Origin of the sequence: Burkholderia sp. SRS-25, assembly GCF_004343765.1 — a bacterium.
GTDB lineage: Bacteria > Pseudomonadota > Gammaproteobacteria > Burkholderiales > Burkholderiaceae > Burkholderia > Burkholderia contaminans.
Genome location: NZ_PTXM01000023.1, coordinates 121207 through 137937 on the forward strand (window position 1 = coordinate 121207; position 16731 = coordinate 137937).

General features: G+C 67.3%; 13 protein-coding genes. 10 read left to right on the forward strand and 3 right to left on the reverse strand.

The genetic code is table 11. The annotated features are described in order from the left end of the window. Positions 1 to 11 precede the first annotated feature (11 nt). From pgaA to C5O79_RS29955, 8 genes are all read left to right on the forward strand, one after another. Positions 12 to 2720: a poly-beta-1,6 N-acetyl-D-glucosamine export porin PgaA gene (pgaA, locus tag C5O79_RS29920; RefSeq protein WP_122475522.1), complete on the forward strand. Its 2709-nt coding sequence runs from the start codon at positions 12 to 14 to the stop codon at positions 2718 to 2720. Positions 2721 to 2735: 15 nt separating this feature from the next. Beyond that, positions 2736 to 4835, forward strand: coding sequence for a poly-beta-1,6-N-acetyl-D-glucosamine N-deacetylase PgaB (gene pgaB, locus C5O79_RS29925; protein ID WP_046547553.1), 2100 nt, complete (start codon positions 2736 to 2738; stop codon positions 4833 to 4835). Continuing rightward, the gene (pgaC, locus tag C5O79_RS29930) at positions 4832 to 6103 is read left to right on the forward strand and encodes a poly-beta-1,6-N-acetyl-D-glucosamine synthase (RefSeq protein ID WP_046547552.1); all 1272 of its coding nucleotides are present in this window, start codon (positions 4832 to 4834) and stop codon (positions 6101 to 6103) included. The genes pgaB and pgaC overlap by 4 nt, the downstream gene beginning before the upstream one ends. Next, on the forward strand, positions 6081 to 6569 hold the full coding sequence (locus tag C5O79_RS29935) for a hypothetical protein (protein WP_046547551.1): 489 nt from the start codon (positions 6081 to 6083) through the stop codon (positions 6567 to 6569). Before pgaC ends, C5O79_RS29935 begins: the two co-directional genes overlap by 23 nt. A gap of 119 nt (positions 6570 to 6688) precedes the next feature. Continuing rightward, on the forward strand, positions 6689 to 8512 hold the full coding sequence (glmS, locus tag C5O79_RS29940; protein WP_122475520.1) for a glutamine--fructose-6-phosphate transaminase (isomerizing): 1824 nt from the start codon (positions 6689 to 6691) through the stop codon (positions 8510 to 8512). Then, positions 8509 to 9777: a hypothetical protein gene (locus C5O79_RS29945; RefSeq protein WP_122475518.1), complete on the forward strand. Its 1269-nt coding sequence runs from the start codon at positions 8509 to 8511 to the stop codon at positions 9775 to 9777. Before glmS ends, C5O79_RS29945 begins: the two co-directional genes overlap by 4 nt. Positions 9778 to 10091: 314 nt before the next feature. Next, positions 10092 to 10925, forward strand: a complete 834-nt coding sequence (locus tag C5O79_RS29950; RefSeq protein WP_122475516.1) for a cytochrome c — start codon at positions 10092 to 10094, stop codon at positions 10923 to 10925. A 34-nt stretch (positions 10926 to 10959) separates the two neighbouring features. Next, positions 10960 to 11439, forward strand: coding sequence for a GNAT family N-acetyltransferase (locus C5O79_RS29955; protein WP_046547547.1), 480 nt, complete (start codon positions 10960 to 10962; stop codon positions 11437 to 11439). Between the two features lie 92 nt (positions 11440 to 11531). Here C5O79_RS29955 and C5O79_RS29960 read toward each other — a convergent pair whose 3' ends face one another. From C5O79_RS29960 to C5O79_RS29970, 3 genes are read right to left on the reverse strand one after another with little or no spacing between them, the layout of a single operon-like run. Continuing rightward, positions 11532 to 12797, reverse strand: coding sequence for a Zn-dependent hydrolase (locus C5O79_RS29960; protein WP_046547546.1), 1266 nt, complete (start codon positions 12795 to 12797; stop codon positions 11532 to 11534). Next, a complete protein-coding gene (locus tag C5O79_RS29965; protein WP_039357194.1) occupies positions 12790 to 13314 on the reverse strand; it encodes an L-2-amino-thiazoline-4-carboxylic acid hydrolase in 525 nt (174 codons plus the stop codon). The genes C5O79_RS29960 and C5O79_RS29965 overlap by 8 nt, the downstream gene beginning before the upstream one ends. 54 nt (positions 13315 to 13368) lie before the next feature. Beyond that, positions 13369 to 14535 (reverse strand): branched-chain amino acid ABC transporter substrate-binding protein, encoded by a 1167-nt coding sequence (locus C5O79_RS29970; protein ID WP_122475514.1) that lies wholly within the window; start codon positions 14533 to 14535, stop codon positions 13369 to 13371. A gap of 177 nt (positions 14536 to 14712) precedes the next feature. On the opposite strand from C5O79_RS29970, the gene C5O79_RS29975 reads away from it, so the two are divergent. Beyond that, positions 14713 to 15609: a LysR substrate-binding domain-containing protein gene (locus C5O79_RS29975; RefSeq protein ID WP_122475512.1), complete on the forward strand. Its 897-nt coding sequence runs from the start codon at positions 14713 to 14715 to the stop codon at positions 15607 to 15609. Between the two features lie 452 nt (positions 15610 to 16061). After that, positions 16062 to 16625 carry an alkyl hydroperoxide reductase subunit C gene (gene ahpC / locus C5O79_RS29980; protein WP_011547973.1) on the forward strand — a complete coding sequence of 188 codons (564 nt, stop codon included), beginning with the start codon at positions 16062 to 16064 and terminating at the stop codon, positions 16623 to 16625. Positions 16626 to 16731: the final 106 nt, after the last annotated feature.

A 16731-nucleotide genomic window follows, 5' to 3' on the forward strand; every position in this document is an offset into this window, starting at 1 on the left:
GAGACCACCTCGTGGACAACAATCGGAAACAACAATGCACCACCGTCACTCCGTCCAGCCGACGGCTCCTCCTGCATGCGCCGCTGGTGTTGCTGCTGGTCGCGTCAGGCCCCTGCTTCTCCGCCGACGGCGATCCGGAAGCGCGCCGCATCAACGATTTCGCCGGGACCAACGGCGCCCCGGATGCGGTGCCGCGCGATGTGCAGCCGACGGTCGTGTCGATCCAGATTGCCCAGGCCGAGGTCGCCCCGCCCCCTCATGCGCCGACGCCGATCGCGCGGGCTTCGGATGCGTCGATGCAAATCGCGCAGGCCTCGAACCCGCAGCCGCCGACCCTGCCGACCACGGTCGTGGTGGAACCGGAGGCGCCGCAATCGAGCGCCGCCGTGCCGGGGGCGCGATCGCCGGATACGACGAATACGACGCATACGCCGGCACCGGTCGCGCAGACATCGACAGCGCCGATGCTGCTTGCTCAGGCCGAGAACGCCCGCCCGCCCGAAGCATCGACGCCGCCCGCTTCGACGACGTCCGACACGTCCGCATCCCCCTCGCCAACGCCGGTCGCGCCGCGTTCGGACACCCCGCCGAAGATCGAACAAGCAGCACCCGCCACGCCGCCGCTTGCGCCGACGCAAACCGCGCAGGTATCCGGCACCCCGATGCCGAACTCGCCCGCGCCCGTTCCCCAGATGCCTGGTTCGCCGCCGCCGTCGTCCCCGGCGCCGAACGCTCAGACGCCCGGCGCCCAACTGCCGGGCGAGCCGACTCAGCGATCGCAGGGGCCCGACGTCGAAATGCCGAACGCCCGCGCGCCGAATCTGCGGACCGCCGACGTCGAAACCGTGCGCAACGACGTGTTCGGCCTCGCGGCGAGCGGCGGCGCGGTCAAGGCGCTCGATGAAGCGAAGGCACGGCCCGATGCGTTCTCCGCCGTCGACATCGCGCAACTCGAAGAACTGTCGATTCGCCAGCAGGTGCGCGGCGGACGCGACAAGTCGCGCTCGATGACGAGTGCCGACCGATTCGACGGGATCGACACCGCGCTGCGCGCGGCGGACGATCTCGACAAGCGGATGCCGGCCACGCCCGAGTACACGCCGGTCAGGACGGCGCTCGCCGGCGACCGCACGATCGCCTATGCGGCGCGCGGCGACATGAAGACGGCCGTCACGACGTTCGAGACCATTCCGTCCAACGCGGAGATCTCGATCGATGCGCTGTCGGCCGTCGGCGACGCCTACCTGTACCTGAGCGAACCGGGCAAGGCGAACGCCGTGTACCAGCGCGCGCTGAAGCAGGCGACCGCGTCGCCGACGGACCGCGCGACCCGCGGCTTCCAGTATGGCGCGCGCACGCGCCCGATCGAGCTGCGCGAAGGGTTGTTCTGGTCGTACGTCGACCAGGGGCGCGCGGCGGACGCGAAGCGGGTGCTCGATGACATGGGCGCGTCGCTGCCGCCGGCCAAGGAGGTGCAAGCCGTCGGCCCGGGGGAAAGCGACTATCTGCGCTACTACCGGCTGCGCGCGCAATACCTGATCTTCACGGGCCACGCCGATCAAGGGATCGCCGCGCTGGAGGAACTCGAGAAACAGGTGCCGTTCAACGCGGAGATCCGTGCCGCGCACGCCGACGCGGTGTCCGGCCAGTCGCATCCGCGCCAGGCGATCGCGATGTATCGCGCGTCGCTGACCGACCATCCCGACAGCGTCGAGATGCTCGCGGGCCTCGGCCGCGCGTCGCTCACGGCCGACGACTACGCGACCGCGAAGAGCGTCGACCAGACGCTGGACAATACATTCCCCGACAGCGGCGCCGTGCGGGGCTTCAAGCGTGACTACAAGGCGTACCGCAGCCCCGTGTTCACGACCGACCTGAGCTTCGAGCACGGCAACAGCGCACTGGCCGACAACAGCTTCACGTCGGACAGCTACATCTATTCGCAACCGTTCGGCGACAACTGGCGCGTCTTCTCGCACACGTTCTTCGGGCATGCGCAAACCGACGGCGGCAGCGTCAGCCGCACGCGCACGGGCGTCGGCGGCGACTACCGGCACGGGCCGCTCACCGTGCTGGGCGAAGTCACGCGTTCGCTCGGCGGGGACGGACGAACGGGCGGCCGCGGATCGATCGCGTACGCGCTGAACGACTACTGGACCGTCAGCGGCGCGCTCGACTCCAACGACAACTCGCTGCCGTGGAAGGCGTACGCCGCCCACATCTGGGGCCGCTCGGCGAACGTGTCGGTGGTGTATCGCCAGAACGACCGTCGCGAGATCAAGCTGAGCTACGGCGTGAGCCGCTACAGCGATTCGAACCTGCACCAGGAGATCGCGGCAACCGCCACGCAGCGCGTGTACACGAGCGCCACCCAGCAGGTCAACGTATCGCTGGATCTCGGCACCGACAGCAACACGCGCACGGATGCGCCCTACTTCAGCCCGGGCCGCGACTACGCGGCCGCGGCGACCGTCATGCATCAGATGACGCTGTGGAAGAAGGGCGACATGGGGCTGCAGCAGCGCGTCTCGGTGTCCGGCGGCATGTACAACGAGCGCGGCTTCGGCACCAGCGCCCTGTGGAGCGCGCGCCTCGAGCACGCATGGACGTTCAAGCACGACATCACGCTGAGCTATGGCGTGGAGGTCAGCAGCCACGCATACGACGGCCAGCGCGAGCGTTCCGAAACCGGCTTCATGTCGGTCAACCTGCCGTTCTAGCAAGGAGATCGGGTAATGCAAACCAGACGGACCTTCATGTGCGGATGCCTCGGTACATTTGCCGCCTGTTCGCTGTTTCCCGGCGTGACCAACGCCAGGATGATCGACCTGCTGCCGCCGTCCGATCCGGCCGACGGCAAGACGTTTCGCGTGATCTGCATGCACGACGTGCGCGACAACCTGATGGCGTCGTTTTCATCGAAGTCGGCGTCGGCATTGATCGACCCGTTCGCGGTCGATACCGGCACGCTGACCGCGATCTTCTCGTGGCTGCAGACCAACAACTACCACACCATCACGGTCAAGCAGATCGAGGAGTCGCGGCACGGCGGCAAGCCGCTGCCGCCGCGCGCGGTGCTCCTCACGTTCGACGACGGCTTTCGCAGCCACTACACGAAGGTGCTGCCGCTGCTCGAGCGCTTCAAGTATCCGGCCGTGATGGGCCTCGTCACCGCATGGATCGACACGCCGCCGGATACGCCGATCCGCATCAGCGACAAGGTCCAGGTGCCGCGCGACTACTTCCTGTCGTGGGACGAGGTGAAGAAGCTCGGGCAGTCGGAATTCGTCGAGCTCGGCTGCCACACGCACGACCTCCATCACGGCGCGGTCGCGAATCCGCAAGGCAACGAGTTGCCGGCGACCACGTCGCATCTCTACCTGCAAGATCAGAAACGCTATGAGACCGACGCCGAATTCCACGCACGCGTGCACGACGACCTGCAGACGTGCGTACGGCAGATCCGCGAACGCACCGGCATCGTCGCACGCTCGATGGTGTGGCCGTACGGCGCGGAAAACCAGCCCGTGCGCCAGATCTCGACGTCGCTCGGCATGGACATCCAGTTCAGCCTCGACGCCGGCCCGAATACGCCGGACGTGCCGCTGGACCGGCTGCGGCGGATCCTGATGATGTACGACGTCGACATCGGCGGGTTCGAGCGCTCGATGCGCGAGCCGGCGTCGAACCGCGGCGACGTCGACGTGCCGGAGCGCACCGTGCAGGTCGACCTGGACCAGGTCTACGATCCGGACCCCGCGCGGCAGGAAGCGAATCTCGGCAAGCTGATCGAACGCATCTACCGGATGCAGCCGAAATCGGTTTACCTGCAGGCGTATGCGGACCCGAAAGGCACGGGCGTGGCCGAAGCGGTGTATTTCCCGAACCGGCACCTGCCGATGCGCGCCGACCTGTTCTCGCGCGCCGCGTGGCAGCTCAACACGCGCGCCAACGTGCAGGTGTATGCATGGATGCCGGTGCTCGCGTTCCGCCCGCCGGCCGACAAGCTGCGCGGGCTCGAGGCCGTGAGCGCCTACGGCGGCGCGCCGGCCCGCGAGAACGGCACGCGCACGTTCCGGCTGAGTCCGTTCGATCCGGATGCGCGGCTGATGATCCAGCAGATCTACGAGGATCTCAGCAAGCACGCATCGTTCAGCGGCATCCTGTTCAGCGACGACGCGGTGCTCGACGACTACGAGGATGCGGGCCGGCACGCACAGCGCATCTATTCGCAGTGGGGGCTGCCGGCCGACGTCGGCAAGATCCGCGAGAACCCCGACCTGCTGAAACGCTGGACCCGGCAGAAGTCGCGCTACCTGATCGACCTGACCCGCCAGCTCCAACAGATCGTGCTGGCCCACCAGAACGTGGGGGACGTGCTGACCGCGCGCAACATCTTCGCGATGCCGGTGCTCAAGCCCGAATCGGAAGCGTGGTACGCGCAGAACTACGACGATTTCCTCGCCACGTACGACTACGTCGCGCTGATGGCGATGCCGTACATGGAGCAGGCGAAGGATCCCGAAGGCTGGATGGACCAGCTCGTGAAGGCCGTCCGTGCGAAGAAGCTCGGCCTGCAGCGCACCGTGTTCGAACTGCAGTCGTACGACTGGCATGCGCACAAGGACGTGGCGGCCAGCACGCTGCTCGCGCAGATGCGGCGGCTGCGCAGCGAGGGCGCGGTGAATTTCGGCTACTACCCCGACAACTTCCTGAACGACCAGCCGGATCTCGACGCGATGCGCGACGTGATGTCGCTGAAGTCGCGCCTCGACCCGACCTCGATCAACGCGCTGATGCAGATGCACAAAACCCAGGGAACGAAGACGCCATGACCACCCACAGCATCATCCAGCGACTGCAGGATTTCGTCTTCTACTACCCGTTCTTCATGTCGTACCTGTGGATGATCGGCGGCGTCGTGCACTACTTCCTGCTCGAGGAAGGCCGCGAGGTGTCCACGCGGACGATCGCGTCGAGCGGGATCCCGAAGATCTCGATCGTCGTGCCCTGCTTCAACGAAGCCGCGAACGCACGCAGCGTGATCCGCCACCTGGACCGGATGCAGTATCCGAACTACGACATCATCGCGGTCAACGACGGCAGCAAGGATCGCACCGGCGAGATCCTCAACGAACTGGCCGTCGAAATCCCCCGGTTGCTCGTGATCCATCACGCGCGCAACGAAGGCAAGGCGGTCGGGCTCACGACCGCGGCGGCCGTGTCGAACGCGGAATACCTGCTGTGCATCGACGGCGATGCGCTGCTCGCGCATGACGCGATCGGCTGGATGCTCGAGCATTTCCTGACCGATCCGGGCGTCGGCGCCGTGACCGGCAACCCGCGCATCCGCACGCGCACGTCGCTGCTCGGCCGCATGCAGGTCGGCGAATTCTCGTCGATCGTCGGGCTGATCAAGCGCACGCAGCAAGTGTACGGCCGCATCTTCACGGTATCCGGCGTGATCACGATGTTCCGCAAGACCGCGCTCGCCGACGTCGGCTACTGGAGCTCGGACATGCTGACCGAGGACATCGACATCAGCTGGAAGCTGCAGTGCCGCGACTGGCGCGTCGTGTACGAGCCGCACGCGCTGAGCTGGATCCTGATGCCCGAGACGGTGAAGGGCCTGTACCGGCAGCGGTTGCGCTGGTCGAAGGGCGGCATCCAGGTGCTGATGAAGTACGCGGGCACGCTCGCGCGGCCGACGCAGATGATGATGTGGCCGCTGTTCGCCGAGTACCTGATCGGCATCGCATGGGCGTACTCGATGTCTTTCATCCTGCTGCTCGCGCTCATCAATGTCGTGTACCCGCTGCCGCAAGACTGGCACGTATCGGTCGTGCCGCACTGGCACGGCATGCTGCTGGTCGCCACCTGCATCCTGCAACTGATCATCGGCAGCATGATCGATCGTCGTTACGACGAAAAACTCCTGATGTATTTCCTGGACACCATCTGGTATCCCGTCGCCTTCTGGCTGATCAGCATGATCACCACCGTCGTCGCCCTGCCTGCCGTCGTGCTGCGGGGCCGCGGCAAGCGGGCCGTATGGGTCAGCCCCGACCGAGGCATTCAACATGAAGAACGCACCGATTATTGACCTTTCCCTGCGCGCACCGCGCGAACTGATCGCCGAACGCGGCCGCCTCGTCGGGTCCGTGCTGATCGTCTGGTTCCGGCTCTTGCGGCCCGCGCTGGTGGGCGCCGTGTGGGCATCGATCTGCATCTACACGTACCGCTACCTGCTGCCGTTCAATCCGGCCGAGATGCCGATCGAACAGATGGTGTTCTACGCGACCAGCATCGCGCTCATCGCGGGCACCATCGTCATGTGGCTGATCGCCGGACGCGTCGTCCATCCGCTGGCCTACCGGCTGCGCGTATCGAAGATACTGCGGCGCTCGGCCAGCGCGAAGGTGCGCTCAGTGCCCCCGACCGTGCTGGCAAGCGCCCGCCGGCGCGGCGCGCGGCGCACGACGCGCATTCTCGTCGCGTCGCACGACGCGAACGGCTCGATTTCCGGCATCGAATGGGTAGCCCACGCGGGGCCGCAGCCCCGCGAGTAGGTCAGCGGAGACGCGCCGCTGCGCACGGGGATGCCATTCGTGCGACTCGGCGCCACTCCAGATACCGCGCTGCCGCATTTTGCCGGCAGACCGGCAACCTTTTGTGGACGAGGTGAATCATGTGCGGAATCGTCGGAGCAAGCGGCCTGAACAATCAGGTGCCGCAACTGGTCAATGCGCTGAGCAGGCTCGAATATCGCGGCTACGATTCGTGCGGCATCGCCGTACAGGACGACGGCCGCCTGCGCAGCGAACGCACGTTGCGGCGCGTGACCGACCTGCAGGCCCGCGTGCTGACGCTGGGCCTCGAAGCGCAGACCTGCATCGCGCATACGCGCTGGGCAACCCACGGCGCACCGTCCGAAATGAACGCGCATCCGATCATGTCCGGCGACACGATCGCGGTCGTGCACAACGGCATCATCGAGAACCACGACGCGCTGCGTGTGGAGTTGCGGGAGCGCGGCTATACGTTTCGCGGCCAGACCGACACCGAGGTGATCGCGCACCTGATCCACAGCCTCTATCGCGACGACCTGTTCGATGCGGTCGTGCGCGCCGTCAAGCGGCTGCACGGCGCGTACGCGATCGCGGTGCTGAGCGCGAAAGAGCCGCAGCGCCTCGTCGCCGCGCGCGCCGGCTCGCCACTCGTGATCGGCATCGGCGCGGAACAGAACTACCTCGCGTCGGATTGCGCGGCGCTCGGTGACCTGACCGACCGCTTCGTCTACCTGGAAGACGGCGACGTCGCACTGATCACGCCGGACCGGATCGCCGTGGTCGACTCGGGCGGGCACGAGGCCCAGCGCCCGCTGTGCCAGGTGAAGGCGCGCGAAGGCGACGCCGCGCTCGGCCCGTACCAGCACTTCATGCAGAAGGAGATCTTCGAGCAGCCGAAAGCGATCGCCAGCACGCTCGACGGCATCGACACGATTTCACCGGCGTTGTTCGACGCCGCCGACGGCACGCGCGCGCTGCTGTCGCGAGTGAGAAGCGTGTTGCTGCTCGGCTGCGGCACCAGCTACTACGCGGGGCTCACTGCGAAATACTGGCTGGAGGCCATCGCGGGCGTGCCCGCCCAGGTCGAGATCGCCAGCGAATTCCGCTACCGCGAGACGGTGGCCGATCCGCGCACGCTCGTCGTCGGCATTTCGCAATCGGGCGAGACGGCGGACACGATCGGCGCGATCGAGCAGGCGCGCGACATGGGCCAGACACTGTCGATGGCGATCTGCAACGTGGCGACCAGCACGATCGCGCGCAACGCGCCGCTGCGGTTCCTGACGCGGGCCGGCATCGAGCTCGGCGTCGCGTCGACCAAGGCGTTCACGACGCAGCTCGTCGCGCTGTTCGTGCTGACGCTGACGCTCGCGCAGCTGCGCGGCCGGCTCGACGCGAAGCAGGTCGCGCTGCACCTGAAGCAGCTGCATGCGCTGCCCGAGCGCATCGGCCACGCACTCGCGCTCGAGACGCAGATCATGGGCTGGGCCACGAAGTTCGCACGCACCGAGAACGCGCTGTTCCTCGGGCGCGGCATTCATTTCCCGATCGCGATGGAAGGTGCGCTGAAGCTCAAGGAGGTGTCGTACATCCACGCGGAAGGCTATGCGGCCGGCGAACTGAAGCACGGCCCGCTCGCGCTCGTCACGAGCGCGATGCCGGTCGTCACGATCGCGCCGGACGACCGCCTGTTCCAGAAGCTGAAATCCAACATGGCCGAGGTGCGCGCGCGCGGCGGACGGCTCTACGTGCTGGCCGGCGACCAACTCGGAATCGACGCCGACCGTGACACGCACCTGATCCGCGTGCGCGAATCCGGTGACCTGCTGTCGCCGATCGTCAACGTGATTCCGCTGCAACTGCTCGCCTATCACGTCGGCTGCGCGCGCGGCGCCGACGTCGACAAGCCGCGCAACCTCGCGAAATCGGTGACCGTGGAATGAGGGGTCGCGCGCGCCCGGCACAGGCGGTCGCGCGGTGCGTCGCGGCCGCGCTGTGCGGCGCATGCTGCATCGTCACGGCGATGCAGCCCGCCTTCCCCGCCGCGCCGGCCGTGCATACGGTCACCGTGCAGGCCGGCCCTTCATCTCACCCGGCCGTCGATCCGCGCAGCTTCATGCACGGCATCGGCGTGGCCGACGCCGGCAACGGCAAGCGCTGGGTGTTCTTCAGCAGTTCGGGAGTCGTGCCGCACGGCGCGATGCGCAGCGGCAACTGGCCGCACGACGTGTACGTCGGCGAATGGCTGCCCGGCAAGCCGCACCTGCTGCACGTCCATACGTTCATCAGCCGCCCCGAGGCGCAGGAGCCCGTGTCGATCGCGCAGAACGCGCGCGGCGACATCTTCGTCACGTTCGAGGACGGCTGGAATGCGCCGCAGGAAGTCAGCCAGCGCTACGGCGTCTACCGCCGCGACCTGAAGCCGATCAAGCCCTATCCGAACGACGTCGAATCGGGCGGCCACTCGGGGCACGTCGCCACGGCGGCCGACCGCTTCGTCGTGTTCTATTCGGCCGACTGGATCGACGGCGGCGGCATCGACAACCTCGGCACCGGCAACGGCGTGTACGTGAAAACCTACGACGCGGCCGGGCGCATGCTGAACCATGTCGCGGTCGTGCCGCACCGCCGCGAGTGGTGGCCCGTCGTCGCGGGCTCGCCGCATACCGCGCTGCTCGTATGGCAGAAATACATCGAAGGCAGCACGGACGCGACGCTCGAATACGCGATGTTCGATCCGGTCACGGCAAAGCTGGACAAGCTGGGGACGCTGAACGACGCGATCCAGTACTACGTGTATTCGTCGGCTTACGTGCCGGAGATCGACCGCTTCATCGTCGTCACGACGACGGCGGACGATCGCGGCGTCGCGATGCTGATCGCGCCGGACGGCCGCCGCACGGCGACGCTCGACTGCCTGCCGGCGTCGGTGCGCGAATCCGGCATTGGGGTGTCCGGCACGCATGCGTACGTGCCGATCCGCGACGGGCGGCTGCTGACGCTGGCGCTCGGGCCGGCGGACATTTCAGTGAGCGGCGTGCAGCGTTCGCCGATTCCGTGGGGTTTGACCGGTATCGCCGGCTTCCCGGGGAGCGGCACCGCGATGCATTTCGTGTCGCTTACGCCGTCGGGCACACGGGAAGCCGATTTCGAACCGGAGCATGAAACGCCGTTGCCGAAGCGCGAAGTGCCTTGTTCGAGTCATTGACGGCGGGCGGGTAACGAGCCGGGGCGCAGCGAGCGCGGCCGGCCTGCATGCTCTCGTTCCGGCTTGCCGGGCTTTCCGCCTCTTCCGCCTCTTCCGCTCCTTCGTGCTCAAACCTCGCCCCGCAATGCCGCATCCTTCTCGCGGGCCGGCCGCCAGCCGCGCTGCCGCCGGCCGGCCCGATCACGACCTCCGCCCCCATCCCCGCGCAGCAGTCGCCAGCGCCGCGCGTACCGGATAGACTGTCGCCCGATTCCTTCCATCGGCCGCGGCCAGCCCCTCCGGTCGCCGCCGGAACGCCCCTTCCCGGAGAAAGAATGCTGAAGCGCCGGTGGTTTTCGCTTTTGCTGCTGACGGTCTGCCTGATCGGACAACGCGCGTCGGCGCAGTCCGCGCTTGAACTCGAGACGGACGGCACGGCCCGCGCCCTCACCCGGCAAACGCTGCTCGCGCGCCCCGATGCCGCCGACATCCACGTGCCGCGCGACATCGCATACGGCAAGCCCATGACCTTCCGCGCGGTGCCGTTCGCCGACCTGCTCGGCGACAGGCTGCCGGCCGACGGCGTACTCGAAACCCGTGCCGCCGACGGCTTCGCCGCGCAACTGCCGCTGGAACTCGTGCGCCGCCGCACGCCGGCCGGCGCCGTTCCGTGGCTTGCGATCGAGGATCCGGCGCATCCGTGGCCGAAGCTGCCCGGCAAACAGGTCAGCGCCGGGCCGTTCTACCTGGTCTGGCTCGGGCCGGACGCGTCGTCGGTGCGCGGCGAGCAGTGGCCGTACCAGATCGTGCGCATCACGATCGAATCGTCGCCGCTTGCGCGCTGGCCGTCGCTCGCCGTCGATGCAGCGCTGCCCGCGAACGATCCGGCTCGCGCGGGCCAGCGCCTGTTCGTCACGCAATGCCTCGCCTGCCATCGCCTCGACGGCGCGGGCAGCAGCCATGCCGGCCCCGACCTGAACGCGCCGATGAACCCGGTCGACTACTTCCAGCCCGCCGCGCTGCGCCGCTATATCCGCAACCCGGCCTCGGTGCGCGACTGGCCGGGCCGCAGCATGCCGGCATTTCCGCCCGACCAGCTGAGCGACCGAGAACTCGACCAGATCGTCGCGTATCTCGCGTATATGGCGCGGCGCAAGGCCGCTCAGTAACGCGCGGCTGAATCGAATGACTCAAGGAACGTTGATGACGTCAGGCGACACGCTGTTCACCATCGCACCGATCGAGGCCGCGCAGACGCGCCCGCTCCGCGCAATGGTCCTGCTGAATGGCGATCTGGATGCGAGCGCGCTGGCCGGCGACCTTGCGCCGACGACGCTGCACGTCGGCGTGCGCGACGCGTCGGGCATCGTCGCCGTTGCATCGCTCTGCGAGGAGGTGCGCGAAGACGACCCGGCACGGCCGGCATGGCGGCTGCGCGGGATGGCCGTGCACCCTGCCGTGCGCGGCATGGGCTTCGGGCGCGTGCTGGTGCAGGTTTGCGTGCGGCACGCGGAAGCACGCGGGGCCGCGCTCGTGTGGTGCACGGCACGCGAAACAGCGTACCGGTTCTATGAAAAGCTCGGCTTCACGGCCGATGACGCGACGATCACGATGCCTGGACGCACCGATACGGCGTTCCATGTGATGCGGCGGTATATCGATCGGCAACCGCCGCCGGGCTGACGCGAACCGCGCGTGCGCAACGTCAGGCGGAACGCCACGCGACCCGGCCCGGCGAACACCTTTCCGCCGGGCCGCCACCGTCACCGTCGGGCTCAGCGTTCCTGCGCGCTCTGCAGCACCGCACGCAACAGCACATCTGCGCCCGCCGCCGCCCACTCGGGCGTAATCGCTTCGGCTTCGTTGTGGCTCAGCCCGTCGACGCACGGTACGAAGATCATCCCCGTCGGCGCAACGCGCGCGACATAGCACGCGTCATGACCGGCGCCGGACACGATATCCATGTGCGACAGCCCGAGCGCCTGGGCCGCGTCACGCACCGTGTCGATGCAGCGCGGCGCGAACGGAATCGGCGCATACGTGAAGATCTGCTCGATCTGCGCACCGAGGCCCGTTTCGTCGGCCACGCGTGCGAGTTCCGCGCGAAGCGTCGCGTCGAGCTCGTCGAGCACCGCGTCATCGGGATGACGGAATTCGACCGTGAAGAAGCAGCCGCCCGGCACGGTATTACGCGAGTTCGGCCGCGCCTCGATCATCCCGACCGTCGCGCGTGCATACGGCGCGTAACGGCGGCCGAGCACCTCGACGAACGAGATCATCCGCGCAGCGCCGACCAGCGCATCGCGACGGAATTCCATCGGCGTCGTGCCCGCATGCGCGTCGACACCGGTGAGCGTCACCTCGTACCAGCGCTGCCCCTGCCCGGCCGTCACGACGCCGATCGTCTTGCCGGCCCGCTCGAGAATCGCGCCCTGTTCGATGTGCAGTTCATACGCCGCATGCACCGGATAGCCGCCGACGGGCTCGGCACCCGCGTAGCCGATCCGCGCCAGCTCCTCGCCGATCGTCCTGCCTGCGCTATCGGTGCGCGACAGCCCGTATTCGAGCGTATAGACGCCCGAGAACACGCCGGCCGACACCATCGCCGGCGCGAAGCGCGAGCCTTCCTCGTTGGTCCAGATCACGACGTCGATCGGGCGCTCGGTCTCGATGCCCGCATCGTTCAGCGCGCGCACGACCTCGAGCCCGCCGAGCACGCCGTAGATGCCGTCGTAGCGGCCGCCCGTCGGCTGCGAATCGGCGTGCGAGCCGGTCATGACCGGCGCGGCGCCGGGGTTGCGCCCCGCGCGGCGCGCGAACACGTTGCCCATCTGGTCCACGCGCACCGTGCAGCCGGCGTCTTGCGCCCATTGCACGAACAGGTCGCGCGACTCGCGATCGAGATCGGTCAGCGCGAGGCGGCAGACGCCGCCCTTCGGCGTCGCGCCGATCTGCGCCATCCGGTCGAGCGACGCCCACAGGCGGTCGCCGTCGACGCGCGGCGCGCTCACGCTTTCAGCAATCGTGTTGTCGTCACGCATCGCCGTTCTCCGGCGCGGCTTGCCGTGCGTAACGGAAATCGCAGCGCTTGCCGCCCTGCATGATCGTGCTCGTACGCGTGAGCGCGATGTCCGGCGCATAACCCTGGATGAAATAGCTGTCGCGCGCGCAGCTCAGCAGGTGGCCGATCTCGCCGAGCCCCATCGCGTGATACATCTCCGCGTAGCTGCAGCGATGCACGTCGTAGTCGTAATGCGTGTCGTCCGCGCGCCGCACCTCGACGTCGAGCGCATCGTCCTTCTCCCACAGCACCTGCAGCGCGATGAACGACTTCACGCTCGTGCCGTCCGGTTCCTGCGCGGCGAACGTGCGGCCGGCGTCCACTGCGGCGCCGCGCACGGCTTCCGCGATCACGGCCTGCGCGCGCTCGGCGCCGAACTCGCGCTTCATGATCTCGTAGATCGGCTTGATGATTTCCGCTTCGATGCGGCGCCGCGCGAGGATCCCGAGGCGCGTGTCCTCGGGTGCGGCGGCGGATGTCTGGGTGGCTTCGGTCATGGGGATCGTCTTGGTTGTCTTATCGCTGTGTCGTGCTGTGTGGCGCCGTATCGCTTACTTGGTCGCGGTGCGCGAACCGCCGAGCACGTCGACGACGGTCCACTTGCCGCCGCGCACCTGGTAGATCGTGAAGGCCGGGTCCTTCAGGTTGCCTTCGGCATCGAACGCGACCCGCCCCGTCACGCCGGGCCGGTCGATCGCATGCACCGCCGCGACGAGTTTCGCCGGCTGCGTCGTGCCGGCCTTCTGCGCGGCCGCGATCAGCGTGGCGGCCGCGTCGTACGCGAACGGCGCATGCAGTTCGATCGGCGCGTGAAAGCGCGCCTGGTATTGCGTGTCGAACGCCTTGCCGCCCGGCATCCGGTCGAGCGGCAGGCCCGGCTCGAGCGCCGTCACGCCGTCGCCGTCCTTGCCGGCGAGCGACAGGAACGTCTGGCTCACGAAGCCGCCCGCGCCGAGCAGCGGCGCGTTCACGCCGAGCTGGCGCATCCGGCGCGAGATCGGCGCGGCCTGCGCATCGAGGCCGCCGAAGAACACGAGATCCACGCGCTTGCCCTTGATCGCGGTCAGCACGCCGCTGAAGTCGGTCGTCTTGTCGTTCACGTACTGGCGATCGACGATCGTGCCGCCGTTCGCCTGCACGCCCTTGATGAACTGGTCGGCGAGCCCCGAGCCGAACGACGTGCGATCGTCGATCACCGCGATGCGCTTCGCCTTCAGCGTCTTCACCGCATAGGCGCCGGTGAAATTGCCGCCCGCATCGTCGTGGCCCATGATGCGGAAGGCCGTCGCATAGCCCTGCTGCGTGTATTGATGGCCGGTGGACGCCGGCGCGATCTGCGGGATGCCCGCATCGCGGTAGACGCGCGACGCCGGCACGCTGCAACCCGTGTTCCAGTGGCCGACGACGCCGATCACGTGCTGGTCGACGAGCTGCTGCCCAACCGCGACGGCCGTGCGCGGATCGGACTGGTCATCTGCCGCGACGAGCTTGTAGACCACCGGCTTGCCGCCGATGGTCGGATGCTTCGCGTTCGCGTCGTCGATCGCGAGTTGCGCGCCGTTCTGCAGATCCTTGCCGATCCGCGCGGACGGGCCCGTAAGCGGCGCAGCGAGACCGATCAGGATCGTCTGCGGCGCGGATTGTGCGAACGCGGGAACGGAGGCGACCAGGGCGGCCGCCGAGAATGCGAGGCTGGCGTGGAGAAAAGCGATTTTCATGTGCGGGGATCGGTGGATCGAATCAAAACATGAAAAATATTAAATATTGAGCACCCAAACCCCAAATACCCAATTGTTGGATGCTTATGCCGTTCCCGACACATTAGACTACATCGCTGTAAATACAGGATATTTTCATGTTGTCGCTTACCCTGACTTTTCGATAAAATTCGATACATGAAAAATATCGAACAATTGCCGCACGATCCGCCGCTGCGCGCGGTGCGTGCGTTCGAAGCGTTTGCGCGCCTCGGGTCGGTCACTGCGGCTGCGGGCGAGCTCGACATCACGCCTTCGGCGGTCAGCCACCAGCTGCAGCTGCTCGAAGCATTCATCCAGACGCCGCTGACCGTGCGCGAGGGCCGACTGCTTGCCCTTACGGACGAAGGCCGCGACTACTACCGCTCGATCAGCGCCGCGTTCTCGGTGCTGCGCAGCGCGACGCGTTTCGTGCGCGACCGCTCGTCGCTGCGGCAGATCACCATCAGCCTGATTCCGCTGCTCGGCATCGGCTGGTTCATTCCGCGGCTGCACGCGTTCCTGGCCGACAACACGGACGTCGACGTGACGGTGCTGTATGCACATCACCGCAACTACCGCAGCGATGCATCGGACCTGTCGATCCGCTTCGGCACCGGCGACTGGCCCGGCTACCGCTGCGAGCGGCTGCTGCCGGGCGCGATGGTGCCGATGTGCAGCCCGTCGTTCCTGAAACGCCACGGGCCGTTCCGCACGCCGGCCGATCTCTCGCGCGCGCCGCTCGTGCACGACGAGGATCGCAGCACGTGGGTCAACTGGCTGCAGGGCGCGGGCGTGAAGCATGTGTCGCATGCGGTGGGGCCGATGTTCGAGGACGGCCAGCTCACGCTGAGCGCCGCGCGCGCGGATCTCGGCGCGGCCTTGCTGCGCGCGCCGCTGGTCCAGCGCGAACTGGCGAACGGCGAGCTCGTGCAGCTGTTCGATCACGCGCTCGACGACGGGCGCAATTACTATCTGTGCACCCGCGAGGACGCGGACATGCCGGATGGGGCCAGGCGGCTGGCGGCGTGGTTGAGGAAGATGGCGGGGATTTGAGCGAAGCACGAAGACGCCGCTCCGACGACCGACCGAATCGGGAAGCCGCATTCGCACCGGACGTGCCGCGCACTTGCACTTGGCCGACCGGATCGCCACGATGGCCGTGTCCCGTCACGGAGGTTGAAATGAACAAAATTCCAGTCGATCTATCGGATGACCAGCATGCCGCGTTGACCCGCATCGCCACGCACCAGAACAGATCCTCGGCCGAGATCGTCCGGGACGCGATCGACGCCTACATCGCGCGACGGAACCGGACACTTGCTGGCTACCGCTCGTCCACACACCCACGCGTCAATTGCCTCCCCCGCACACCTCCGCCCAATCAAGGGCCGGAAGCAGATAGAAAATCCCGATGCCCCGGATTGAAACAAGCAATTTCACAAGCTCAGGGTGAACCCGGATACTGGCAACACTCCACTCACCCCTGACGAAAAGGAATTGTCCAGATGCCGATCATCAACACCCAAATCAAGCCGTTCAAGGCAACCGCTTACCACAACGGCGAATTCGTGCCCGTCTCGGAAGAGAACTTCAAGGGCAAGTGGTCCGTCGTCGTGTTCTACCCGGCCGACTTCACGTTCGTCTGCCCGACCGAGCTGGGCGATCTCGCCGACCGTTACGCGGAATTCCAGAAGCTGGGTGTCGAAATCTACGGCGTGTCGACCGACACGCACTTCACGCACAAGGCATGGCACGACACGTCGGACACGATCGCCAAGATCAAGTACCCGCTGGTCGGCGACCCGACGCTCACGCTGTCGCGCAACTTCGACGTGCTGATCGAGGAAGAAGGGATGGCCCTGCGCGGCACGTTCGTGATCAACCCGGAAGGCGAGATCAAGCTGTGCGAAATCCACGACAACGGCATCGGCCGCGACGCAGGCGAACTGCTGCGCAAGGTGCAGGCGGCGCAATACATCGCCGCGCACCCGGGTGAAGTTTGCCCGGCCAAGTGGACGCCGGGTGCGGAAACGCTGACCCCGTCGCTCGACCTGATCGGCAAGATCTGACGATCGCGCCGCGCGCCTTGCACGAGGCGCGCGAGCCTCCCGATGACGGGCCGCCGCCGCATGCGGCCCGCGCCCTCCTCCGGCACGACGTGCCCGACCAGAATCA

Excerpts from the sequence above, each read along its gene's own strand:
- pgaB (WP_046547553.1), top strand. The coding sequence starts at position 2,736 with ATGCAAACCAGACGGACCTTCATGTGCGGATGCCTCGGTACATTTGCC.
- pgaC (WP_046547552.1), top strand. The coding sequence starts at position 4,832 with ATGACCACCCACAGCATCATCCAGCGACTGCAGGATTTCGTCTTCTAC.
- C5O79_RS29935 (WP_046547551.1), top strand. The coding sequence starts at position 6,081 with ATGAAGAACGCACCGATTATTGACCTTTCCCTGCGCGCACCGCGCGAA.
- glmS (WP_122475520.1), top strand. The coding sequence starts at position 6,689 with ATGTGCGGAATCGTCGGAGCAAGCGGCCTGAACAATCAGGTGCCGCAA.
- C5O79_RS29945 (WP_122475518.1), top strand. The coding sequence starts at position 8,509 with ATGAGGGGTCGCGCGCGCCCGGCACAGGCGGTCGCGCGGTGCGTCGCG.
- C5O79_RS29950 (WP_122475516.1), top strand. The coding sequence starts at position 10,092 with ATGCTGAAGCGCCGGTGGTTTTCGCTTTTGCTGCTGACGGTCTGCCTG.
- C5O79_RS29955 (WP_046547547.1), top strand. The coding sequence starts at position 10,960 with ATGACGTCAGGCGACACGCTGTTCACCATCGCACCGATCGAGGCCGCG.
- C5O79_RS29960 (WP_046547546.1), bottom strand. The coding sequence starts at position 12,797 with ATGCGTGACGACAACACGATTGCTGAAAGCGTGAGCGCGCCGCGCGTC.
- C5O79_RS29965 (WP_039357194.1), bottom strand. The coding sequence starts at position 13,314 with ATGACCGAAGCCACCCAGACATCCGCCGCCGCACCCGAGGACACGCGC.
- C5O79_RS29970 (WP_122475514.1), bottom strand. The coding sequence starts at position 14,535 with ATGAAAATCGCTTTTCTCCACGCCAGCCTCGCATTCTCGGCGGCCGCC.
- C5O79_RS29975 (WP_122475512.1), top strand. The coding sequence starts at position 14,713 with ATGAAAAATATCGAACAATTGCCGCACGATCCGCCGCTGCGCGCGGTG.
- ahpC (WP_011547973.1), top strand. The coding sequence starts at position 16,062 with ATGCCGATCATCAACACCCAAATCAAGCCGTTCAAGGCAACCGCTTAC.